Origin of the sequence: Sphingomonas sp. KRR8 (assembly GCF_023559245.1) — a bacterium.
Taxonomy (GTDB): Bacteria; Pseudomonadota; Alphaproteobacteria; order Sphingomonadales; family Sphingomonadaceae; genus Sphingomicrobium.
The window spans coordinates 118,358-138,400 of sequence record NZ_CP097462.1 but is presented as its reverse complement, the minus strand read 5'-3'; the positions used below and the strand labels follow the sequence as shown (position 1 = coordinate 138,400).

The window sequence follows — 20,043 nt, the reverse complement described above, 5'->3', positions numbered from 1 at the left end:
GGTCAGTCAGCCTCAACCAGGGTTTCGCCAAGGCGGGCGACCACCTTGACCTTGATGGGGAGCTTCTCGGCCGCACGCTCGAAAGCGGTCTTGGCGATCGGCCCCGGAACACCGTCGAGCTCGAACAGGATGCGGCCGGGCTTGACCCGAGCAACCCAATATTCGGGCGCGCCCTTGCCCGAGCCCATGCGGACTTCGGCAGGCTTCGAAGAGACCGGCAGATCCGGGAAGATCCGGATCCAAAGACGGCCCTGGCGCTTGATGTGGCGGGTGATCGCGCGGCGGGCCGCCTCGATCTGCCGCGCGGTGATCCGCTCGGGCTCCATCGCCTTCAGGCCGAAGGCGCCGAAGTTGAGCTCGGTCCCACCCTTGGCGTTGCCATGGATGCGGCCCTTGAAGGCCTTGCGGAACTTGGTGCGCTTTGGTTGCAGCATGGTTCTGTTTCCTTACCGGCGACGGTCGTCGTCGCGCGCCGGGCGCACGCCGGAAGTCTGGGCTTCCATCATCAGTCGGTCCTGAGCCATCGGGTCGTGGCCAAGGATCTCGCCCTTGAACACCCAGACCTTGACGCCGCACACGCCGTAAGCGGTGTGGGCCTGGGCCTCGGCATAATCGACGTTACCGCGCAGCGTGTGCAGCGGCACCCGACCCTCGCGATAACGCTCGGAACGGGCGATCTCGGCGCCGCCAAGACGGCCGCCACACTCGATCCGGATGCCTTCGGCGCCGAGGCGCATCGCCGACTGGACCGCACGCTTCATAGCGCGACGGAAGGCGATACGACGCTCGAGCTGGTCTGCGATGCCCTGCGCGACGAGGCGAGCATCGACTTCCGGCTTACGGATCTCGACGATGTTGAGGCTGACTTCGGACCCGGTCATCTTGCCCAAGGTCTTCTTCAGCTTCTCGATGTCGCTGCCCTTCTTGCCGATGATGACGCCGGGACGGGCGGCATAAACGGAGATGCGGCACAACTTAGCGGGACGCTCGATCACGACCTTCGAGATCGCGGCCTGCGGCAGTGTCTTGAAGATGTACTGGCGGATCTTCAGATCCTCCAGCAGCAGCCGGCCGTAATCCTGGCCTTCCGCGAACCAGCGGCTGTCCCAGGTACGGTTGATCTGCAGCCGAAGGCCGATCGCTGAGGACTTGTTACCCATTAGGCTTCTTCCTGCTCGCGCACGACGACGCGGATGCGGCTGAACGGCTTCACGATGCGGCTCGACCGGCCACGGGCACGAGTGGCGAACCGCTTCATGCTGATCGACTTGCCGACACTGGCCTCGGCGACGACCAGAGCGTCGACATCGAGGTTGTGGTTGTTCTCGGCGTTGGCAACGGCGGAGGCGAGCACCTTGTACACATCCTCGCTCATCCCCTTGGGGCTGAACTTCAGGATGTTGAGCGCTTCCTCGACCCGGCGGCCGCGGATCAACTGCGCCACCAGGTTCAGCTTGCGGGCCGAACCACGAATGGTGTTGCCGACGGCGAGCGCTTCCTTGTCGCCCACCTTGCGGGGGGATGCTGGCTTGCTCATTAGCGCTTGCCCTTCTTGTCGGCGGCGTGGCCGGGGAAGAAGCGCGTCGGCGCGAACTCACCCAGCTTCATGCCAACCATCTCCTCATTGACCGACACCGGCACGAACTTGCGGCCGTTGTAGACATTGAAGGTCAGGCCGACGAACTGCGGCAGGATGGTGGAACGACGCGACCAGGTCTTGATCGGCGCGCGGCCACCCGCGTCCTGTGCCTTCTCCGCCTTGCGGAGGAGCGACAGCTCGACGAACGGACCTTTCCAGACGGAACGAGCCATCTCAGCTTAGCCCTTCTTCTTCGCGTGACGCGACCGGATGATCATCCGATCAGTCGCCTTGTTGTGACGGGTGCGGGCACCCTTGGTCGGCTTGCCCCACGGGGTAACCGGATGACGACCGCCCGAGGTCCGGCCTTCACCACCGCCGTGCGGGTGGTCGACCGGGTTCTTGGCGACACCGCGGGTCAGCGGACGACGGCCCAGCCAGCGGCTGCGACCGGCCTTAGCCAGCGTCTGGTTGCCGTTGTCCGGGTTGGACACCGCACCCACGGTCGCCATGCAGTCCGAGCGGATGTAACGCTGCTCACCCGAATTCAGGCGAACGATGACCATCCCGCGGTCGCGGCCCACCACCTGCACATAAGTACCGGCAGCGCGGGCGATCTGGCCACCCTTGCCGGGCTTCAGCTCGACATTGTGGACGATGGTACCAACCGGCATCTGGCCAATTTCCATCGCGTTGCCGGGCTTCACGTCGACCTTCTTGCCGGCCATTACCTTGTCGCCGGGCGCAAGGCGCTGCGGTGCAAGGATGTAGGCCTGCTCGCCGCCGTCATAGGTGACGAGCGCGATGAACGCAGAACGGTTCGGGTCATACTCGAGCCGCTCGACAGTGGCCGAGACGTCCCACGTGCGACGCTTGAAGTCGACGATCCGGTACTTCTGCTTGTGGCCGCCCGCGATGCCGCGGCTGGTCACATGGCCCTTGTTGTTGCGGCCGCCGGTCTTGCGCTTGCCTTCGGTCAGCGCCTTGACGGGCTTGCCCTTCCACAGCGCCGACTTGTCGACGAGGATGAGGCCACGGCGGGCCGGGCTCGTCGGCTTATATTGCTTGAGTGCCATTAGCCCCGAGCCCCTTCGGTGACGTCGATCGACTGGCCCTCAGCGAGGGTAACGACCGCCTTCTTCACATCCGAGCGCTGATAGGGCTTTCCCTTCCAGCGCTTCGACTTGCCCTTCTGGACGATGGTGTTGACGCCCGTCACGGTGACCCCGAACAGCGCCTCGACCGCAGCCTTGATCTGCGGCTTGGAAGCCGTCGGCGCGACCTTGAAAACGACCGCGTTATGCTCGGAGAGCATGGTCGACTTCTCGGTAATGTGCGGCGTCAGCACGACGTCGTAATGGCGATTGTCGATCGCCTTGGTTTCCGGCTGCTTAGCCATTGAAGCGGGCCTCCAGCTTCTCGACCGCGGCCTTGGTCAGGACCAGGGTCTCGTGGCGCATGATGTCGTAGACGTTGGCACCGATCGCCGGGAGCAGGTTGATCATGCCCAGGTTCGACGAAGCGCGAGCGAAACTGACGTTGAGCGCGTCACCGTCGATCACCAGCGCGGTCTTACCGAAACCGAGCTTGCCCAGCCGCTCGTGCAACGCCCTGGTCTTGCCTTCCGGCACATCCAGGTTGTCGATGACGATCAGCTGACCGTCACGAGCCTTGCTCGACAGCGCCATGCGGAGGCCAAGCGCGCGAACCTTCTTGTTCAGCGAAGCGCTGAACACCCGGGCACGGGCGCCGTGGGCCTTACCACCGCCGATGAAGATCGGCGCGCGGCGATCGCCGTGACGAGCGGTACCGCCGCCCTTCTGGCGACCAAACTTCTTGCCTGTACGGGCCACGTCCGAGCGCTCGCGGGTGGCGCGGGCGGGGGCGCGGCGGTTGACCAGCTGCCAGGTGACCACGCGGTGCAGGATATCGGCGCGGGGCTCGACACCGAACACGGCATCGTTGAGCTCCAGGTCGCCGCTGCCTTGCGCGTCCAGGGTCTTGACTTCGACCTTCATCGCTTAGCCTTCCGTGCTCTCGTCAGCGGCGACCGAGTTGTCGGCGCTCACGTCGGCGTTGTTGTTCTGCTGGGCCGCCTGGCGGAGACCGGCCGGATACGGCGCGGTGTCGTTGCGCGGAAGCTTCACGGCGTCCTGAACGGTCAGCCAGCTGCCCTTATGACCGGGGACCGAACCCTTGACGAACAGCAGGCCACGGTCGGCGTCCGTGCGGACGATCTCGAGGTTCTGCTGGGTGCGGTTGCGAGCGCCCATGTGGCCGGCCATCTTCTTGTTCTTGAAGACGCGGCCCGGATCCTGGCGGTTACCGGTCGAACCGTGCGAACGGTGCGACACGGACACGCCGTGGGTAGCGCGCAGACCACCGAAGCCCCAGCGCTTCATGGCGCCGGCGAAGCCCTTGCCCTGAGTGACGCCCGAGATGTCGACCAGCTGCCCGGTGACGAAATGGTCGGCGGTGATCTCCGAACCGAGGTCGAGGAGCGCATCCTCGGCAACCCGGAATTCGGCGACCTTGGCCTTCAGCTCGACTTCGGCCTTGCCGAAGGCGCCACGCTGCGGCTTGGCGACATTCTTCGCCTTGGCCGTGCCGGCGCCGAGCTGAACGGCGGTATATCCATCACGATCGGCCTCGCGGCGGCCGACGACCTGCAACCCCTCCAACTGCAGAACGGTGACCGGCACGTGCCGACCGTCTGCCTGGAACAGGCGGGTCATTCCTACTTTCTTCGCGATCACGCCAGTGCGCATGATCAGTCACTCCCAAACAGAGGCCCGTTCCCCAGAAGAGAACGGGCGTGCAGCCCAAAATGTGATGCGTGCCCCGCTTGGGCTATTTCCACCTGAAGGCGGAAAGCGGGGGACGCAGACCGGATGGTCCTGGAACAGGACCGCCCGCGGTATCCCTTATAAGTTGCGCCGCAGGATCGCCTCAGAAGCGATTCAACCGCTGCACGCAGGCCCTTAGGCCAGTTTGATCTCCACGTCCACACCCGCGGCGAGATCGAGCTTCATTAGTGCATCGACCGTCTGCGGCGTCGGCTGAACGATGTCGAGCAGCCGCTTGTAGGTGCGGACCTCGAACTGCTCGCGCGACTTCTTGTCGACGTGCGGCGAGCGGTTCACGGTGAACTTCTCGATGCGCGTCGGCAGCGGAATGGGACCACGGATGAGCGCGCCGGTGCGACGCGCGGTGTCGGCGATGTCGCCAGTGGCCTGATCGAGCACGCGGTGATCGAAGGCTTTCAGACGAATCCGGATGTTCTGCGTTTCCATATCCACTACCGATGCGAAAGAGCCACCGGGCCGTTGCCAGCCCGAACAACAAGAGGCCGCACCCGCCTATTCCCGGTTTCCCGAGGCGGACGACCTCAACGCTAAGAATTTTTCGACGGTGACGAATCTCCGTCTGTGGAGGCGCCTCTACAGACGGTTGGCGGCAGGATCAAGCCCTGTGAAGCCCAGCGGCACCATAACCGTTCGCGTGATCACGAAGTTTCCCTCGTGAGGGTCGCTCGAGCGTGGGGGCACTTGCCCGCTCTTGGGGGATTTCCGCCGACCCGAAGCGCTGCACGACAAGTTTCCAAGTTTCCCTGGCGTGACCTGCCGTGACCCTTGAACGGGGCCTCTCCGAGGCGAGCGGCGATGGACCCTTCGCCTCAGGAGCCAAGCAGGAGAAGTCCTATTGTTCAAGGCCCCCGCGCCGCCCGCCAGATGCCCATTACTGCGGACCACAGCAAAAGGCCCGACACTCTTGCGAGTGCCGGGCCCTCTGTCGTTCCTCCGCTCAAAAGCGGCGAAAGTCTACTTGGTGATGTTGCCCACCACGCCGGCGCCGACGGTGCGGCCACCTTCGCGGATCGCGAAGCGCAGGCCGGTGTCCATGGCGATCGGGGCGATCAGCTTCACGCCCAGCGAGACGTTGTCGCCCGGCATGACCATCTCGGTGCCCTCGGGCAGCTGGACTTCGCCGGTGACGTCCGTGGTCCGGAAGTAGAACTGCGGACGGTAGTTGGCGAAGAACGGCGTGTGACGGCCACCCTCATCCTTGCTGAGGACGTAGACCTCGGCCTGGAAATCGGTGTGCGGAGTGATCGAGCCCGGCTTGCACAGGACCTGACCACGCTCGACGTCGTCACGAGCGATACCGCGGATCAGCGCGCCGATGTTGTCGCCGGCCTGGCCCTGATCGAGCAGCTTGCGGAACATCTCGACGCCGGTGACGACGGTCTTCTGAGTGTCCTTGATGCCGACGATCTCGACTTCCTCGCCAACCTTGACGACGCCGGTCTCGACGCGGCCGGTCACGACGGTGCCGCGGCCCGAGATCGAGAACACGTCCTCGATCGGCATCAGGAACGGCTTGTCCAGCGGACGCTCCGGCTGCGGGATCCAGTCGTCGACGGCCTGCATCAGCTTGAGGATCGCCTTCTCGCCGATCTCCTCGTTGCTGTCCTCGAGGACCGCAAGCGCCGAACCGGCAACGATCGGAATGTTGTCGCCGTCGAAGCCGCGCTTGGAGAGCTCCTCGCGGATTTCGAGCTCGACCAGCTCGAGCAGCTCGGGATCGTCAACCTGGTCGACCTTGTTGAGGAAGACCACCATGGTCGGAACGCCGACCTGCGCCGCGAGCAGGATGTGCTCCTTGGTCTGCGGCATCGGGCCGTCAGCGGCCGACACGACCAGGATCGCGCCGTCCATCTGGGCCGCACCGGTGATCATGTTCTTCACATAGTCGGCGTGACCCGGGCAATCGACGTGCGCGTAGTGGCGGTTGGCGGTTTCATACTCGACGTGCGCCGTCGAGATGGTGATGCCGCGCTCGCGCTCTTCCGGCGCCTTGTCGATGTTCGCGAAGTCAACCGCAACACCACCGCCGGTCTTGGCCAGCACCTTGGTGATCGCCGCCGTCAGCGAGGTCTTGCCATGGTCGACGTGACCGATGGTCCCGATGTTGCAGTGCGGCTTGTTCCGCTCGAATTTCGCCTTCGCCATGTTACGCCTCTTCTTGGGTTCAAAATGGGCGGCCCGCCCAGTGCGAGCGCGCCCTTAGCGTCAAAAAATCGGTTACGCCAGCTTCGCCTTGACCTCGTCCGCCACGTTCTGCGGAACCTCGTCATAATGCGAGAACTGCATGGTGTACTGCGCCCGGCCCTGCGTGAACGAGCGCAGCTGGTTCACGTATCCGAACATGTTCGCCAGCGGAACCTGAGCCTCGACCGCCTGGGCATTGCCCCGCGTGTCGGTGCCCTGGATCTGCCCACGCCGCGAGTTCAGATCGCCGATGACGTCGCCGAGATAATCCTCGGGAGTGACGACCTCGACCTTCATGATCGGCTCGAGCAGCTTGATCCCGGCCTTCTGCGCGGCTTCGCGCATCGCACCGCGGGCGCAGATCTCGAACGCAAGCGCCGAGGAGTCCACGTCGTGGTACTTGCCGTCGATCAGGTGCACCGCGAAGTCGATGATCGGGAAGCCGATCAGCGAACCGGTCTCCGCGGTCTCGCGCATGCCCTTCTCGACCGAGGGGATATATTCCTTGGGAATATTGCCGCCCTTGACCTCGTCGAAGAACTGGAAGCCCGAACCACGCTCGCCGGGAACGACCTTGACCTTCACTTCGCCGAACTGACCCGAACCACCCGACTGCTTCTTGTGGGTGTAGGTGAGCTCAACCGGCTTGCCGAGATATTCGCGATAAGCGACCTGCGGCGCGCCGACGTTGGCCTCGACCTTGAACTCACGCTTCATGCGGTCGACCAGGATCTCGAGGTGAAGCTCGCCCATCCCCTTGATGATGGTCTGGCCCGACTCATGGTCCGACGACACGCGGAAGGACGGGTCCTCGCGCGCCAGGCGATTGAGCGCCACGCCCATCTTCTCCTGGTCGGCCTTGGTCTTCGGTTCCACCGACAGCTCGATCACCGGCTCGGGGAACTCCATCCGCTCGAGGATGATCGGAGCATTGATGGCGCACAGCGTGTCACCAGTGGTGGTGTCCTTCAGGCCCGCCAGAGCGACGATATCGCCGGCGTAGGCAATCTGGATGTCCTCACGCTCGTTCGCATGCATCAGCAGCATGCGGCCGACCTTTTCCTTCTTGTCCTTGACGCTGTTGGTCACCTGGCTCGCGGTCTCGAGCGTGCCCGAGTAGATGCGAGCGAAGGTCAGCGTACCGACGAACGGATCGTTCATGATCTTGAACGCCAGCGCGGCGAACGGCGCCTTGTCGTCCGACGGACGCGTGTCCTCGCTGCCGTTGGGCAGGATACCCTTGATGGCCGGGACGTCGAGCGGGCTCGGCAGATAGTCGACCACCGCGTCGAGCAGGGGCTGAACGCCCTTGTTCTTGAACGCCGAACCGCAGACCACGGGCACGAACGACATGTTGAGCGTGCCCTTGCGGATCAGCGCCTTCAGCGTTGCCGTATCCGGCTCGGTGCCCTCAAGATACGCTTCCATGGCCGCATCGTCCTGCTCCACGGCAAGCTCGATGAGGTTCATGCGCGCTTCGGCGGCCTTGTCGGCGAGGTCCTCGGGGATCTCCTGATATTCGAACTTCGCGCCGAGGCTCTCCTCGAGCCAGATGATCGCGCGGTTCTCGACCAGGTCGACCAGGCCCTTGAACCCGCCCTCGATGCCGATCGGGAGATACAGAACGGCCGGACGCGCACCCAGGCGATCGATGATCGACTGGACGCAGAACTCGAAGTTCGCGCCGGTGCGGTCGAGCTTGTTGACGAAGCACATCCGCGGCACGCCGTACTTGTCAGCCTGGCGCCACACGGTTTCCGACTGCGGCTCGACGCCGGCTACGCCGTCGAAACAGGCTACCGCGCCGTCGAGCACGCGCAGCGACCGCTCGACCTCGATGGTGAAGTCGACGTGGCCCGGCGTGTCGATGATGTTGATGCGGTGCTCTTCGCCCTTGCCCTCTTCGGCGCGCCACACACAAGTGGTCGCCGCGGACGTGATCGTGATCCCGCGCTCCTGCTCCTGCTCCATCCAGTCCATGGTGGCGGTGCCCTCATGGACTTCGCCGATCTTGTAGGACTTGCCGGTGTAATAAAGGATGCGCTCGGTCGTCGTCGTCTTGCCGGCGTCGATGTGCGCCATGATGCCGATATTGCGGTAACGGTCGAGCGGATGGCTGCGGGCCATGATCGTGATCTTCCTTAGCGATGTGGGGGGCAGGCCAAGCGCCCGCTCCCCCACAATATAGGTATGGTTTTTACCAGCGGTAGTGGCTGAAGGCGCGGTTCGCTTCGGCCATGCGGTGCGTGTCTTCGCGCTTCTTGACGGCGTTGCCGCGGTTCTGCGCGGCGTCCATCAACTCACCCGAGAGGCGGCCGGCCATGGTCTTTTCCGAGCGCGAGCGCGCGGCGGTGATCAGCCAGCGGATCGCCAGCGCCTGCGCGCGGACGTCACGGACCTCGACCGGCACCTGGTAGGTCGCACCGCCGACACGGCGGCTGCGGACCTCGATGCCCGGACGGACATTGTTGAGCGCCTCGTGGAACACGTCCAGCGGCTGACGCTTCAAGCGAGCTTCGACATTGTCGAGCGCGCCATAAACGATGCTCTCGGCGACCGACTTCTTGCCGTCGAGCATGACGGAATTCATGAACTTGGACAGCGTGATGTCCCCGAACTTCGGATCGGGGAGGATCTCGCGCTTCTCTGGGCGACGACGACGGGACATAGGATTATTCCTTCTTGAGCGGCGCGCCTGCGTCTGATCGCGGCGCGGCCAACGATCAGCTTACTTGGGCCGCTTGGCGCCGTACTTGGAACGGCTCTGCTTGCGGTCCTTCACGCCCTGCGTGTCGAGCACGCCGCGAAGCACGTGATAGCGCACACCCGGAAGGTCGCGCACACGGCCGCCGCGGATCAGCACGACGCTGTGCTCCTGCAGGTTGTGGCCCTCACCCGGAATGTAGCTGATGACTTCGCGGCTGTTGGTCAGGCGGACCTTGGCCACCTTGCGCAGCGCCGAGTTCGGCTTCTTCGGGGTCGTGGTGTAGACACGGGTGCAGACGCCGCGCTTTTGCGGGTTCTGCTCCATCGCAGGGACCTTGGACTTGGCCTTCTGCGGCTCGCGACCCTTGCGGATCAGCTGGTTGATCGTTGGCATGAAGCCCTTCACCTTTACAGTGCCGGAAGACCCGGCGGTTACTTTGTACCCTTCAAGCGCGAAGGCCGGCTGACCCAAGGGTCGCCGGCCGTCTCGCGGATTGAAACAGCACAATGTTCAGCTCTGTCCGCCCCATCGGCAATGACTCGCCAGGCGGCGCGGACGAGCGGCCCAATACAGAGCGCCCGGGCTCAGGTCAACGGCGCAGGCAAGCGGGCGGCGCATGGCGGCCCCGCCCGCCGCCGCCACTCAGCCGCGCCGACTGCGTCCCACTTCCTGGATGAAGCGGAAGGTGTCGGCGTCGAAGCCGGGAAAAGGCGCGTTCGGCTCGGATTGCCACTCGTCCATCTTCTCGTACATGGTGGTGACGCCCGCCATCATTCCGGGCGTTGCCACGGCCTTGAAGGGTGCCAGCAGCTCCTGCCACTCGTCATAGATTGCCTGCGCCTCCGGGCTGTCGGCGCCGAACGGAATGGCGGCCTTGGCACGCTGGCCGAGGGCGGCCCACTTGGCGCTGTACGCGGCTTGGTCGAAGTCGGCCGGGACCTGTTGCTGACTGGCCGCGAAGTCCGCCTTCTGCTCGTCGGTGAGGTAGCGGTCGGACAGCTGATCCCATTGTTCCTTGCTCATGGTCAGTTCCTCATGTCGGATGAGCGAGCAGAAGGTCTCGGCGTCGACGGGCTCGCCGCGGTCGATGCGTGACTTGATGGAGAGCAGTAGCGCCCGCGCCCTGGCGAGCTCCACTGTGCGCTCGGCGATGACCGCCAGTTGCGCCTCGATGAGCGCGGCAAGCGGAAGGCTCTTGCCCCTGGTCAGCTTCTCGATCTGGGCCAGGGTGAGGCCGGCGCGCTTGAGCGCCAGCACCCGGTTGAGCTGCTCGAGCTCGGCGGTTCCGTAGAGCCGGCGGCCGCTGTGGGTGCGCAAGGGCGTCACCAGACCGCGCGACTCATAGAAGCGGAGCGCACGGCTGGTGAGCCCGGTGCGGCGGGCAACGTCGCGGATGTCGAGCGGTGCGGTCATGGCACCGCTGTAGCGCTTGACGTTAGGTCAACTTCAAGCGGGAAAATGCGCTGCCTTTATTCGGTGGTCTTGCCGTCCCACTCGTCATTGTCGTGGTCACGCTGCGCTTGCGCCTTGTCTTTGTGGACGGTCTTGTCCTTGTGATCGGGCGGACCGTAGAGCGTGTAGAATTGCAGCGGCTCGTCGGTGGTGTTCTTCACATTGTGGCGGGCGCCGGCGGGGACGATGACAGCCATGTCCTCCTTAACGGCATTTTCCTTGCCGTCGATGACGACCACGCCCTCGCCTTCCTCGAAGCGGAAGAACTGGTCGCGGTCCTCGTGCACTTCCTCGCCGATCTCCTCACCGACCGCGAGGCTCATGAGCACGAGCTGCAGGTGCTCGCCCGTGTAGAGCACGCGGCGGAAGTCGTTGTTGGCGATGGTCAGTTCTTCGAGGTCGTCGCAAAAGCCGCGCTTCATGGGTCGTCTCCGTCGTCAGTATCCCATCTACAAACCCGCCGTGCTGCGCGCTCGTTCCCCTAGATGTGCAGCACCCGGTGATAGGCGGCGAGGACGCTCTCGTGCATCATCTCGGACAGGGTCGGGTGCGGGTAGATGGTATTGATGAAATCCTCCTCCACCAGTTCCGCCGTCTTGCCGACCGTATAGCCCTGGATGAGCTCGGTCACTTCGGCGCCGATCATGTGCGCGCCGAGCAGCTCGCCCGTCTTGGCGTCGAACACGGTCTTGATGAACCCCTCGGTTTCTCCGAGCGCGATGGCCTTGCCGTTGCCGATCGCCGGGAACTTGCCGACGCGGACCTCATAGCCGGCCTCCTTGGCCTTGGCTTCGCTGAGGCCGACGGAGGCGACCTGCGGGTGGCAGTAGGTGCAACCCGGGATGTTCGTCGGGTCCATCACGTGCGGGTGCACGTCCTTGTTGCCGAGTTCCTTGGCAATGCTTTCGGCGGCGGTGATACCCTCGTGGCTGGCCTTGTGCGCGAGCCAGGGCGCGCCGGTGACGTCGCCGATCGCCCACACGCCGGGCACGGAGGTGCGGCCATAAGGGTCGATGGTGATCCGCCCGCGCTCGGTCGCGACGCCGAGCTGTTCGAGACCGATGCCTTCGATGTTGTGGACGATCCCGACCGCGACGATGCAGTGGCTGAAGCGCTGGGCGGCGACCTTCCCATCCTTGGTCTTGATCTCGGCCGCAACGCCGGTGTCATCGGCCTTGAGGCTCTGCACGCCGGCGCCGAGCACGAACGTCATTCCCTGCTTCTCGAGGCTCTTCTGCAGCGCGGCGGAGACGTCCGCGTCCTCGGCGGGAACGATCCGGTCGACCATCTCGACCACGGTCACCTTGGCGCCGAGGTCGTTGTAGAAGCAGGCGAACTCGATCCCGATCGCGCCCGAGCCGATCACCAGCAGCTCCGTCGGCATGGAGTCCGGGACCATGGCATGGCGGTAGGTCCAGAGGCGCTTGCCGTCGGACTGGGCAAAGGGCAGTTCGCGCGCCCGGGCGCCGGTGGCGACGATGATGTGCTTCGCCTCCAGATCCGCCGTGCCGCCGGCGTTCAGCGTCACCTGCAGTTTGCCTTTGCCCGTCAGCTTGCCGGTGCCCATGTGCACGGCAATCTTGTTCTTCTTCATCAGGTGGCCGACGCCTTGGTTGAGCTGCTTGGCCACCGCCCGGCTGCGCGCCACCACCTTGGCGAGGTCGAAGCCGACCTGCCCCGCCGACAGCCCGAAGCTCTCGGCATGCTTCATGTGGTGATAGACCTCGCCCGAGCGGAGCAGCGCCTTGGTCGGAATGCAGCCCCAGTTGAGGCAGATGCCGCCAAGGTTCTCGCGCTCGACGATGGCGGTCTTGAGCCCGAGCTGCGCCGCGCGGATCGCCGCGACATAGCCGCCCGGCCCGGAGCCGAGGACGATCAGGTCATATTGCTCAGCCATTGGTCACTTCCTCTGCCGCGATCGGTCGCGGCCTGTTGTGTTCATCAAGGGCGACAAAGGTGAACTCCCCCTCCGCCACCAAGGTCTCCGCGTCCCCGTCCCGCGCCCGCCCGACCGCCTCGGCCTTGAGCCGCAGCGAGGTTCGGCCCTGCTTCAGCAGCTCGACATAGACGCTGAGCTCATCCCCCACCGCCATCGCGCCGGGGAACCTGAGTCCATCCGCCGCGACCAGGATCGCCTTGCCCGCGCTGTGCCGCGAGGCGAAGGACCCGCAGGCCAGCCCCATCTGGCCCATCAGCCAGCCGCCGAAGACACCGCCATAGGGGTTGGTGTCGGTCGGCATCGCCGTGGTGCGGATGAGGGGGGTGCGCCCCTCGGGCATTTACGCCACCAGCCCCAGCGGGTTCTCCACCAGTTCCTTGAGCGTCTTCATCAGGCGCGCGCCGTCGGCGCCGTCGATCGCGCGGTGGTCGAAGCTGCCGGTGACGCTCATCACGGTGGCGACGGTGAGCTCGTCACCGACGACATAGGGCTGCTTCTCGCCTGCGCCGACCGCGAGGATCATCGCCTGGGGCGGGTTGATGACGGCGTCGAACTGCTTGATGCCGTACATGCCCATGTTGCTGATGGACGCGGTGCCGCCCTGATACTCTTCAGGTGCCAGCTTGCCTTCCTTGGCGCGGCCGGCGAGCTCGTGCATCTCGGTGCTGATCTTGCTCATCGACTTGGACGCGGCGTCCTTGATGATCGGGGTGATCAGGCCGCCCGGGATGCTCACCGCCACCGCGATGTCGGCCCGGCTGTACTTGATCAGCTCACCCGGCGTGAAGCTGACGTTGCACTCAGGCACGGCCTCAAGCGCGAGGGCCAAGGCCTTGATCAGCATGTCGTTAACGCTGAGCTTGACGCCGCGTCCCGCCAGGCTGGCGTTGAGTTCGCCGCGCAGCTTGAGCAGGGCGTCCAGGCGCACGTCCACCGTCAGGTAGATGTGCGGGATCTCGCGCTTGGCCTCGGTCAGGCGGCGCGCGATCGTCTTGCGCATGTTGGAGAGCTTGGCGACCTCGTGCGGGATGTCGGTCGTAAAGAGCTGCGCGGGCACGGCCGCTTCGGTCGCGGGAGCAGCGCTGGGCTGAGCGGCCGGCTGCGGCTGAGCCATGGCGCCGCCGGCAGCCTTGCCGAGGTCGGCGCGGACGATCCGGCCGCCCGGGCCGCTTCCGCTCAGGGTGGAAAGGTCGATGCCCTGCGCCTGCGCAAGGCGCCGGGCGAGCGGGCTGGCCTTGATCCGGTCACCGCCGTCGTGGCCTTCCGCTGGCCGTGCCGGCGCGGCGGGAGTTTCGACTGGGGCGGGAGCGGTTGCGGCGGGCGCTGGCGTTGGCTGCGGCGCGGGGGCCGGCGCCTCCGCCTTGGGTGCGGGAGCGGGTGCGGGTGCAGCTGGCGCGGGCGCCGAGGCGCTCACGTCCTCGCCTTCACCGGCGATCAGCGCGATGGCCGTGCCGACCTTCACGCCGTCCGTACCCTCGGGCACGAGGATCTTGGCGACCGTGCCCTCGTCGACCGCCTCGAACTCCATGGTCGCCTTGTCGGTCTCGATCTCGGCCAGGATGTCGCCACTCTTCACCGAGTCGCCTTCCTTCACCAGCCACTTGGCCAGCGTGCCCTCTTCCATGGTGGGAGACAGGGCGGGCATCTTGAGTTCGGTCGCCATGGAGAGCCTTGCGTGAGAGCGGTCGATGATCGGGCTGCTCAAAGACCAAGCCCCTTTGCCCGTCAAGCGCCCTTGCCCTAAGCTGCCCCGCCATGGACATCCCGAAGCGCACCTACCTGGTCGTGATCGACGACAGTGCCGAGGCCCGCCAGGCGTTGCGCTTCGCGGCGCGCCGCGCGGCGAAGACGGAGGGCGCGATCGAGGTGCTGGCGATCACCGAACCGCAGGACTTCGTCCAGTGGGGCGGTGTCCAGGCGGCGATCGAGGAAGAGCAGCGACTCCGGATCGAGGGCAGCGTGTCGAGCGCCGTCGGCGAGATCGTCGACGCTGCCGGGATCACGCCGCGGATCATGGTCCAGGCCGGCGATCCCGTGATGGTGGTGCGCGGCCTGATCGGCACCCGCGACGACATTGCCGCATTGGTGCTCGGCGCGGCTCCGAGCGGCTCGCCCGGTGTGATGGTCGCCGCCTTCACCGGCCCCGACGCCGGCAAGCTCCCCTGCCCCGTGATGATCATCCCCGGCGGCCTCAGCGATGAGCGGCTGGAGCAGCTCAGCTGAGGCCGCCGGATTGCTTACTTACTTCTGGGATCCTGGGGCGGCAGCCGCAGCAGGCACGGCCGCAGGCGCGACTGGCGCAGCCGGAGCAGATGCCAACGATTGCCGAACGAAGATTTCCTTGTTCAAGCGTTCGAAAGCATCCTGATAGATCCTTGCGTCCACGATCGGCTCTTCATCAGAAGAGTTCATACCATAGAGGCTGCTCTTCGATTTAGAGAGAACGAAGTTGAACCGAACTCGGGAACCGCTTCCACGCTCTTCGACGAACGCCGATACGACAGGAGTCTTCTTCGAACGCCCGAAACCGAAGAACAGATTATAGCTCATGTTCGACTTCGTGGACGCGGACCCGGTGACGAGACCGGTGTCCTTGTCCGCACTCGCTATACGATACCCTGCGTCCTGTAGAATTGTGATGACGGCCGGAAAGACGACGGACTTGGGTGCCTCGATGTCTTTGGCCTGCAATTGCTGCATTTCAAGTCCACTTAGTTCGGGCGCCTTCTTGGCCATCGTGACGGTTGGCACGGCAGAGAGCACTAGAGCAGCGGCAATCCCAACATACTTAATACGCATAACTTCCCCCTCAAAAAGAACTTGTACGTGAATTGAAGTCGACAACACGCTTGTCAGGCCCGAACTTGATGATCAATGTCATGGTTCTAGAACTGCTTTCCGAACGCGACTTAGACGATCCAAACCCAAGGCCTCCGCCCGCACCGACGTTCCCGCCGCCGGCACCAAGCAGCATGCCAATGGAGAAACCGGACGACTTGTCATAGGTCACGGTAGCGTGGCGGTCGTAGACCCACACTTCCCGACCTTCGCCATCAATTGTCGAGATGTTCGGACCACCAAAGGCTTGCACGACCTCGTACTGTGTCGTTTGTCCCACCTTAAGAGTGAGCTGAACCATACCCTGTGTAAGAGTATTTGTTGCCATTGGCTCTCTGTCGCGGGCATGGGATGCGGACGCGACGAGAAGAGACAGCAATGCTGCCGTCACCGAGAGTGCTTTCATGTTGATCCCCTGTTGTAACGATCAACATAACAGTTCAATTTAACAAAACTAGTAAAACTCGTCGTTAACAGGTCTTGTCAAAGCACGCGGGCCAGAAGCTCGCACAGCTGCTTGAAGCCCGCTTCGTCCTCGGCGTCGAAGCGGGCTTTTTGCGGACTGTCGAGGTCGAGCACGGCGATGAGGTGGCCGTCGCGAACAATGGGCACCACCAGTTCGCTTTGGCTGGCGCTGTCGCAGGCGATGTGGCCAGGGAACGCGTTCACGTCATCGACCCGCTGCACCGTCTGCTCGGCGGCGGCGGTGCCACAGACGCCCTTGCCGAACGGGATACGGATGCAGGCGGCACGGCCCTGGAATGGCCCGAGCACGAGCTCGCCGCCCACGTTGCGGTAGAAACCGGCCCAATTGAGGTCCGGCACGCTCTCCCAGATTACCGCGGCGGCGTTTGCCATGTTGGCGATCGGGTCCGGCTCGCCTGTCGTCAGCCCTTCGAGCGCGAGCAGCAGGTCGCGGTAGAGCGTGGCCTTGTCGGCGGCGGCGATCTTGAAGTCGTACATCAGTCCAGTCTCACCTTCCCACGTCCGGCCTTTACCTCGCCCCGGCCTTTCTTGGCGTCGACCCGCTTCGCCCTGGCGGCGCGGCTCGGCCTGGTCGGCCGGCGCTTGGCCTGCCGCACATGGGCAGCGGCGATAAGCTCGGCAAGACGCCGGCGGGCGTCCTCGCGATTGGCCTCCTGCGTGCGATAGTTGCGCGCGGTGATGATCAGTTCGCCGCCGGTGGTTAGCTTGCTCCCGGCCAGCGACTTCAGCTTCTCATAGGCGTGGAGCGGCAGCTGCAGGCGATACACGTCACAGCGCAGCTGGCAGGCGGTCGCGACCTTGTTGACGTTCTGACCGCCCGGCCCGGTCGCCGCGAGGAAGCGTTCGGACAGCGCCTCCTCCGGAATGACGACGTCCTCCGGCCGCATCAGAGAAAGTCGCGCCAGCGGCCGAAGCGCTCGGGAACCGATGCGGTGACGTCGATCTCCTCGCGCGGTTCGCGCGGGACGGCCAGCCGCCATGCGTGGAGCAGCATCCCGGCGCCGGGTTCGACCATCGCCCCGCCGCCCGCGCTCGCCCCGCCATAGACCGGATCGCCCACGATCGGCGCCATCAGCCCACGGGCGGCGTGGATCCGTAACTGGTGGGTCCGGCCGGTCTCGGGCCGCATTTCCACCAGAGACTGCCCCTCGGCCACAGCGATGCGACGCCAGCGGGTGCGCGAGGGCTTGCCGCCTTCGTCGACCGCCATTCGCCAGCCGTCCCGGGCGCTTGAGACCTTTGCCAGCGGCAGATCGATCAGCCCTTCCGCCTCCGCCAGTTCACCGGCGACCACCGCCAGATAGGACTTGCGGACCTCGCCGGCCTCGAAACTCGCCTGGATGCGCTTCACGGCCTTGGGATTGCGCGCCAGGAGCAGGCAGCCGCTGGTGTCCTGGTCCAGCCGGTGCATGGCGACAGGCGGGCGCTTGAAGCCGGCCTTCAGCTCATCGATTCGGCTTTCGACACTCGGCGCGCCGTTGCGCGGCCGGTCCACGGGAAGACCCGCCGGCTTGTCGATCACCATGGCCTCGGCGTCGATGAAGATGATCCGGTCGGACAGGGACATGGTGCGCCGGGTGGCATGGGCCGGAGCCGGAAACAAGCGCTGGTCGGGGGCGAAACGGGTTCAACGGTCCGTGCGGACTGATGCTCCCGCGCAACGATTCCACGGGAAACCAGCTATTTATACGATATTAACCTTTGTGGACGAAATCCCAAATGGTTAATGGACGCTTCAAGGCCGTTAAGCTCACGTAACGCTCTATGATGAGCGGAAGGTGAGCGAGGGCCTCTGAACGGGGGAATCAAGATGCGTGTGCTGTTGATCGAGGACGAGCCGACCACTGCCAAGAGCATCGAGCTGATGCTCGGCACCGAAGGGTTCAACGTCTACACCACCGATCTCGGGGAAGAGGGCCTCGATCTCGGCAAACTGTACGATTACGACATCATCCTCCTCGACCTGAACCTGCCCGACATGCACGGCTATGACGTGCTGAAGAAGCTGCGGACGGCCAAGGTCTCCACTCCGGTCCTGATCCTGTCGGGCATCGGCGAGATGGACTCCAAGGTCCGCGCGCTGGGCTTTGGCGCCGACGATTATGTCACCAAGCCATTCCACCGGGATGAGCTGGTCGCCCGCATCCACGCGATCGTCCGCCGCTCCAAGGGGCACAGCCAATCGGTCATCCGTACCGGCAAGCTTGCCGTCAACCTGGACGCCAAGACGGTCGAAGTGGATTCCAACCGCGTCCACCTGACCGGCAAGGAATATGCGATGCTGGAGCTGCTCTCGCTCCGCAAGGGCACGACGCTCACCAAGGAAATGTTCCTCAACCACCTGTATGGCGGAATGGACGAGCCTGAACTGAAGATCATCGACGTCTTCATCTGCAAGCTGCGCAAGAAGTTGAGCCTGGCCTGCGGCGGTGACAATTACATTGAGACCGTATGGGGCCGTGGCTATGTGCTGCGTGATCCCAACGAGGCGGAGCTGCCGGAAGCGGCAGTTGCCTGAGGCTTATCCTGTCCTCGCCCCCAGGCCGAGTGCGGCAGGGACGAGGACCAATAGAATCAGCGCAATCGGCAGCCAGCGTGGGAGACCGCGCTGGCTGTTTCGCCATTCGGCCCAGACGAACAGCGCTGCGATGATTGCGGCGAACCAGGTCCACAGCTGGTAGCGCATGCCCGTGGCCACCCCGACCAGGAGATAGCCGCTCCCGTAGAGGAAGGCCGAGGCGGCAAGGGCCAGCGCCGGTCCGCGGACGCGAAGTGCCAGGGCCCCCACCAGTGCCGCAAGGGCGAGCGCCAGCCAGATGATCGGCCAGCCAAGCGGCGTCTTCAGCACGAGTCTGTCCGCGGTACCGACCGCGTCCAGCACCGGGTTGGGTGTCACCTGATAATGCCAGGGATTGTCGACGGACGTGAGCCAGCCGGTGTTCCCGGGGCTGTGCCGGATGAGGAAGTAGGTGGCCTGATTGAAGTGCGCGAGGCGGTGCTCCGCATAGGCGAGCGGATGATGGCGGATCGCGTCGATCCAGAGCGCCTTCGGGTCAATGTCCTCATCGTCCACCAGCGGCTGGATGGCGTCATAGCCGAGCGGGCACGGCACCTTGGCCCAGTCTGAATAGGTATCCCACTGATAGGGATCGTAGCATCGGGCATTGACGGCGACCGGATCGCGAACGCCGAGATCGGGGAAAACGTTCTGCCCGCTGAAGGCGGTGATCCCGCCCAGGTCGAAGATGATCAGCGACTGCTGCACGCCTGTCTTCTCGGCGTGAAGCGCGGACGAGACTGCTGGGCCGACAGCCAGGAACGCCGCGGAGAACAGCAGGGCAGCACCGATGCGCCGCGGCCAGCTCGCCAGCGAGCTTGCTGGAACGGCGGCAAGAGCCAGTGGCAGGCAGGCGAGGAAGGCGTTGAAGCGGAGCGCCGCAGCGAACAGCAGCAATGCGAAGATCAGGGTCCGAAGCAGCCAACCCGCATGAGTAGTGCGAACGTCCTGAAGCCACAGCAGAAGACCCGTGGCGGCAAGCAGGGTGCCCGCCATCAGGCAGTCCTTGGTGACCGCCCCCATCAGCATTAGCGCACCCGGCAGAAAGCCAGCGGCGACCACACCAAGCGCCGCGCCCTTCCAGCCGCGACGCTTGGCCCAGCCGCCGATCAGCGCCATCCCGCCCCAGGCGAGCAGCAGCTGCAGCGCCAGCATGAGCCCCGGTCCAGGAAGGACCAGGCTCAACTGGCGCCACAGCCACGCCATGATCGGCGGGTGCCAATCCTCATAAGCATTGTCGACCGACTGCTGGTACTGCCAGCGCGCATCGTCGATCATGATCCCGGGCCAGAAGGCGCCGGCGGTCAGCAGCAGCCCGACGAGCGCCGCGAGCCACACGGGCCAGGGCCGCGAAGTTTCCAAGTTTCCCTGGTGCGGCCCCGCCACCGCCGTCGAAGTTTCCAAGTTTCCCTGGTGCGGCGCGTCAGCGGCCGG

Annotated in this window: 26 protein-coding genes; 2 read left to right on the top strand and 24 right to left on the bottom strand. The window is 64.9% G+C overall.

Annotated features, from left to right (window positions below):
• Window positions 1–2: 2 nt before the first annotated feature.
• From rplP to M8312_RS00565, 18 genes are all read right to left on the bottom strand, one after another.
• The gene (gene rplP, locus M8312_RS00650) at window positions 3–434 is read right to left on the bottom strand and encodes a 50S ribosomal protein L16 (protein WP_250118477.1); all 432 of its coding nucleotides are present in this window, start codon (window positions 432–434) and stop codon (window positions 3–5) included.
• A gap of 12 nt (window positions 435–446) precedes the next feature.
• On the bottom strand, window positions 447–1,160 hold the full coding sequence (gene rpsC / locus M8312_RS00645) for a 30S ribosomal protein S3 (protein ID WP_250118476.1): 714 nt from the start codon (window positions 1,158–1,160) through the stop codon (window positions 447–449).
• Complete coding sequence (gene rplV / locus M8312_RS00640) at window positions 1,160–1,537, bottom strand: 50S ribosomal protein L22 (protein ID WP_114226642.1); 378 nt, start codon at window positions 1,535–1,537, stop codon at window positions 1,160–1,162. The genes rpsC and rplV overlap by 1 nt, the downstream gene beginning before the upstream one ends.
• Window positions 1,537–1,812 carry a 30S ribosomal protein S19 gene (rpsS, locus tag M8312_RS00635; RefSeq protein WP_250118475.1) on the bottom strand — a complete coding sequence of 92 codons (276 nt, stop codon included), beginning with the start codon at window positions 1,810–1,812 and terminating at the stop codon, window positions 1,537–1,539. The genes rplV and rpsS overlap by 1 nt, the downstream gene beginning before the upstream one ends.
• 6 nt (window positions 1,813–1,818) lie before the next feature.
• Complete coding sequence (rplB, locus tag M8312_RS00630) at window positions 1,819–2,655, bottom strand: 50S ribosomal protein L2 (protein ID WP_250118474.1); 837 nt, start codon at window positions 2,653–2,655, stop codon at window positions 1,819–1,821.
• Window positions 2,655–2,978 (bottom strand): 50S ribosomal protein L23, encoded by a 324-nt coding sequence (locus M8312_RS00625; protein WP_114226645.1) that lies wholly within the window; start codon window positions 2,976–2,978, stop codon window positions 2,655–2,657. The genes rplB and M8312_RS00625 overlap by 1 nt, the downstream gene beginning before the upstream one ends.
• Window positions 2,971–3,597: a 50S ribosomal protein L4 gene (rplD, locus tag M8312_RS00620; RefSeq protein WP_250118473.1), complete on the bottom strand. Its 627-nt coding sequence runs from the start codon at window positions 3,595–3,597 to the stop codon at window positions 2,971–2,973. The genes M8312_RS00625 and rplD overlap by 8 nt, the downstream gene beginning before the upstream one ends.
• 3 nt (window positions 3,598–3,600) lie before the next feature.
• The gene (rplC, locus tag M8312_RS00615; protein ID WP_250118472.1) at window positions 3,601–4,347 is read right to left on the bottom strand and encodes a 50S ribosomal protein L3; all 747 of its coding nucleotides are present in this window, start codon (window positions 4,345–4,347) and stop codon (window positions 3,601–3,603) included.
• 213 nt (window positions 4,348–4,560) lie between these two features.
• Entirely contained in the window at window positions 4,561–4,872 is a 312-nt protein-coding gene (gene rpsJ, locus M8312_RS00610) for a 30S ribosomal protein S10 (protein WP_028969184.1), read from the bottom strand.
• Window positions 4,873–5,400: 528 nt separating this feature from the next.
• Window positions 5,401–6,591, bottom strand: coding sequence for an elongation factor Tu (gene tuf / locus M8312_RS00605; RefSeq protein ID WP_250118471.1), 1,191 nt, complete (start codon window positions 6,589–6,591; stop codon window positions 5,401–5,403).
• Between the two features lie 72 nt (window positions 6,592–6,663).
• Complete coding sequence (gene fusA, locus M8312_RS00600) at window positions 6,664–8,757, bottom strand: elongation factor G (RefSeq protein ID WP_250118470.1); 2,094 nt, start codon at window positions 8,755–8,757, stop codon at window positions 6,664–6,666.
• Between the two features lie 70 nt (window positions 8,758–8,827).
• A complete protein-coding gene (gene rpsG, locus M8312_RS00595) occupies window positions 8,828–9,298 on the bottom strand; it encodes a 30S ribosomal protein S7 (protein ID WP_250118469.1) in 471 nt (156 codons plus the stop codon).
• 60 nt (window positions 9,299–9,358) lie between these two features.
• Window positions 9,359–9,730 (bottom strand): 30S ribosomal protein S12, encoded by a 372-nt coding sequence (gene rpsL / locus M8312_RS00590; RefSeq protein ID WP_114227738.1) that lies wholly within the window; start codon window positions 9,728–9,730, stop codon window positions 9,359–9,361.
• A gap of 249 nt (window positions 9,731–9,979) precedes the next feature.
• Window positions 9,980–10,750: a MerR family transcriptional regulator gene (locus M8312_RS00585; protein WP_250118468.1), complete on the bottom strand. Its 771-nt coding sequence runs from the start codon at window positions 10,748–10,750 to the stop codon at window positions 9,980–9,982.
• Between the two features lie 56 nt (window positions 10,751–10,806).
• Complete coding sequence (locus M8312_RS00580; protein WP_250118467.1) at window positions 10,807–11,211, bottom strand: cupin domain-containing protein; 405 nt, start codon at window positions 11,209–11,211, stop codon at window positions 10,807–10,809.
• Between the two features lie 59 nt (window positions 11,212–11,270).
• The gene (lpdA, locus tag M8312_RS00575) at window positions 11,271–12,686 is read right to left on the bottom strand and encodes a dihydrolipoyl dehydrogenase (protein ID WP_250118466.1); all 1,416 of its coding nucleotides are present in this window, start codon (window positions 12,684–12,686) and stop codon (window positions 11,271–11,273) included.
• Window positions 12,679–13,068 carry an acyl-CoA thioesterase gene (locus M8312_RS00570; protein WP_250118465.1) on the bottom strand — a complete coding sequence of 130 codons (390 nt, stop codon included), beginning with the start codon at window positions 13,066–13,068 and terminating at the stop codon, window positions 12,679–12,681. The genes lpdA and M8312_RS00570 overlap by 8 nt, the downstream gene beginning before the upstream one ends.
• On the bottom strand, window positions 13,069–14,391 hold the full coding sequence (locus tag M8312_RS00565) for a pyruvate dehydrogenase complex dihydrolipoamide acetyltransferase (protein WP_250119801.1): 1,323 nt from the start codon (window positions 14,389–14,391) through the stop codon (window positions 13,069–13,071). It abuts the gene before it with no gap.
• Between the two features lie 92 nt (window positions 14,392–14,483).
• Here M8312_RS00565 and M8312_RS00560 point away from each other — a divergent pair, with 92 nt between their 5' ends.
• Window positions 14,484–14,951, top strand: a complete 468-nt coding sequence (locus M8312_RS00560; RefSeq protein WP_250118464.1) for a universal stress protein — start codon at window positions 14,484–14,486, stop codon at window positions 14,949–14,951.
• Between the two features lie 18 nt (window positions 14,952–14,969).
• On the opposite strand, the gene M8312_RS00555 is transcribed toward M8312_RS00560, so the two are convergent.
• The 5 genes from M8312_RS00555 to M8312_RS00535 form a co-directional block, all read right to left on the bottom strand.
• Window positions 14,970–15,527: a hypothetical protein gene (locus M8312_RS00555; protein ID WP_250118463.1), complete on the bottom strand. Its 558-nt coding sequence runs from the start codon at window positions 15,525–15,527 to the stop codon at window positions 14,970–14,972.
• Window positions 15,528–15,537: 10 nt separating this feature from the next.
• On the bottom strand, window positions 15,538–15,972 hold the full coding sequence (locus M8312_RS00550; protein WP_250118462.1) for a hypothetical protein: 435 nt from the start codon (window positions 15,970–15,972) through the stop codon (window positions 15,538–15,540).
• 77 nt (window positions 15,973–16,049) lie between these two features.
• Window positions 16,050–16,529, bottom strand: coding sequence for a free L-methionine (R)-S-oxide reductase MsrC (gene msrC / locus M8312_RS00545; RefSeq protein ID WP_250118461.1), 480 nt, complete (start codon window positions 16,527–16,529; stop codon window positions 16,050–16,052).
• Window positions 16,529–16,939 carry an alternative ribosome rescue aminoacyl-tRNA hydrolase ArfB gene (gene arfB, locus M8312_RS00540; protein WP_250118460.1) on the bottom strand — a complete coding sequence of 137 codons (411 nt, stop codon included), beginning with the start codon at window positions 16,937–16,939 and terminating at the stop codon, window positions 16,529–16,531. The genes msrC and arfB overlap by 1 nt, the downstream gene beginning before the upstream one ends.
• Window positions 16,939–17,619: an RluA family pseudouridine synthase gene (locus M8312_RS00535; RefSeq protein ID WP_250118459.1), complete on the bottom strand. Its 681-nt coding sequence runs from the start codon at window positions 17,617–17,619 to the stop codon at window positions 16,939–16,941. The genes arfB and M8312_RS00535 overlap by 1 nt, the downstream gene beginning before the upstream one ends.
• Window positions 17,620–17,862: 243 nt before the next feature.
• On the opposite strand from M8312_RS00535, the gene ctrA reads away from it, so the two are divergent.
• Window positions 17,863–18,570, top strand: coding sequence for a response regulator transcription factor CtrA (ctrA, locus tag M8312_RS00530; protein ID WP_250118458.1), 708 nt, complete (start codon window positions 17,863–17,865; stop codon window positions 18,568–18,570).
• Window positions 18,571–18,573: 3 nt separating this feature from the next.
• On the opposite strand, the gene M8312_RS00525 is transcribed toward ctrA, so the two are convergent.
• On the bottom strand, window positions 18,574–20,013 hold the full coding sequence (locus tag M8312_RS00525) for a hypothetical protein (protein WP_250118457.1): 1,440 nt from the start codon (window positions 20,011–20,013) through the stop codon (window positions 18,574–18,576).
• Between the last annotated feature and the right edge of the window lie 30 nt (window positions 20,014–20,043).

What these genes read in the sequence shown, in the direction of transcription:
- rpsS (WP_250118475.1), bottom strand. Translation starts at nt 1,812, where the DNA reads ATGGCTCGTTCCGTCTGGAAAGGTCCGTTCGTCGAGCTGTCGCTCCTC.
- rplV (WP_114226642.1), bottom strand. Translation starts at nt 1,537, where the DNA reads ATGAGCAAGCCAGCATCCCCCCGCAAGGTGGGCGACAAGGAAGCGCTC.
- M8312_RS00625 (WP_114226645.1), bottom strand. Translation starts at nt 2,978, where the DNA reads ATGGCTAAGCAGCCGGAAACCAAGGCGATCGACAATCGCCATTACGAC.
- rplD (WP_250118473.1), bottom strand. Translation starts at nt 3,597, where the DNA reads ATGAAGGTCGAAGTCAAGACCCTGGACGCGCAAGGCAGCGGCGACCTG.
- rpsG (WP_250118469.1), bottom strand. Translation starts at nt 9,298, where the DNA reads ATGTCCCGTCGTCGTCGCCCAGAGAAGCGCGAGATCCTCCCCGATCCG.
- M8312_RS00550 (WP_250118462.1), bottom strand. Translation starts at nt 15,972, where the DNA reads ATGAAAGCACTCTCGGTGACGGCAGCATTGCTGTCTCTTCTCGTCGCG.
- M8312_RS00585 (WP_250118468.1), bottom strand. Translation starts at nt 10,750, where the DNA reads ATGACCGCACCGCTCGACATCCGCGACGTTGCCCGCCGCACCGGGCTC.
- rpsJ (WP_028969184.1), bottom strand. Translation starts at nt 4,872, where the DNA reads ATGGAAACGCAGAACATCCGGATTCGTCTGAAAGCCTTCGATCACCGC.
- fusA (WP_250118470.1), bottom strand. Translation starts at nt 8,757, where the DNA reads ATGGCCCGCAGCCATCCGCTCGACCGTTACCGCAATATCGGCATCATG.
- rplP (WP_250118477.1), bottom strand. Translation starts at nt 434, where the DNA reads ATGCTGCAACCAAAGCGCACCAAGTTCCGCAAGGCCTTCAAGGGCCGC.
- M8312_RS00580 (WP_250118467.1), bottom strand. Translation starts at nt 11,211, where the DNA reads ATGAAGCGCGGCTTTTGCGACGACCTCGAAGAACTGACCATCGCCAAC.
- rplB (WP_250118474.1), bottom strand. Translation starts at nt 2,655, where the DNA reads ATGGCACTCAAGCAATATAAGCCGACGAGCCCGGCCCGCCGTGGCCTC.
- M8312_RS00535 (WP_250118459.1), bottom strand. Translation starts at nt 17,619, where the DNA reads ATGTCCCTGTCCGACCGGATCATCTTCATCGACGCCGAGGCCATGGTG.
- msrC (WP_250118461.1), bottom strand. Translation starts at nt 16,529, where the DNA reads ATGTACGACTTCAAGATCGCCGCCGCCGACAAGGCCACGCTCTACCGC.
- tuf (WP_250118471.1), bottom strand. Translation starts at nt 6,591, where the DNA reads ATGGCGAAGGCGAAATTCGAGCGGAACAAGCCGCACTGCAACATCGGG.
- arfB (WP_250118460.1), bottom strand. Translation starts at nt 16,939, where the DNA reads ATGCGGCCGGAGGACGTCGTCATTCCGGAGGAGGCGCTGTCCGAACGC.
- lpdA (WP_250118466.1), bottom strand. Translation starts at nt 12,686, where the DNA reads ATGGCTGAGCAATATGACCTGATCGTCCTCGGCTCCGGGCCGGGCGGC.
- M8312_RS00560 (WP_250118464.1), top strand. Translation starts at nt 14,484, where the DNA reads ATGGACATCCCGAAGCGCACCTACCTGGTCGTGATCGACGACAGTGCC.
- rpsC (WP_250118476.1), bottom strand. Translation starts at nt 1,160, where the DNA reads ATGGGTAACAAGTCCTCAGCGATCGGCCTTCGGCTGCAGATCAACCGT.
- M8312_RS00555 (WP_250118463.1), bottom strand. Translation starts at nt 15,527, where the DNA reads ATGCGTATTAAGTATGTTGGGATTGCCGCTGCTCTAGTGCTCTCTGCC.
- M8312_RS00570 (WP_250118465.1), bottom strand. Translation starts at nt 13,068, where the DNA reads ATGCCCGAGGGGCGCACCCCCCTCATCCGCACCACGGCGATGCCGACC.
- rpsL (WP_114227738.1), bottom strand. Translation starts at nt 9,730, where the DNA reads ATGCCAACGATCAACCAGCTGATCCGCAAGGGTCGCGAGCCGCAGAAG.
- rplC (WP_250118472.1), bottom strand. Translation starts at nt 4,347, where the DNA reads ATGCGCACTGGCGTGATCGCGAAGAAAGTAGGAATGACCCGCCTGTTC.
- M8312_RS00565 (WP_250119801.1), bottom strand. Translation starts at nt 14,391, where the DNA reads ATGGCGACCGAACTCAAGATGCCCGCCCTGTCTCCCACCATGGAAGAG.
- ctrA (WP_250118458.1), top strand. Translation starts at nt 17,863, where the DNA reads ATGCGTGTGCTGTTGATCGAGGACGAGCCGACCACTGCCAAGAGCATC.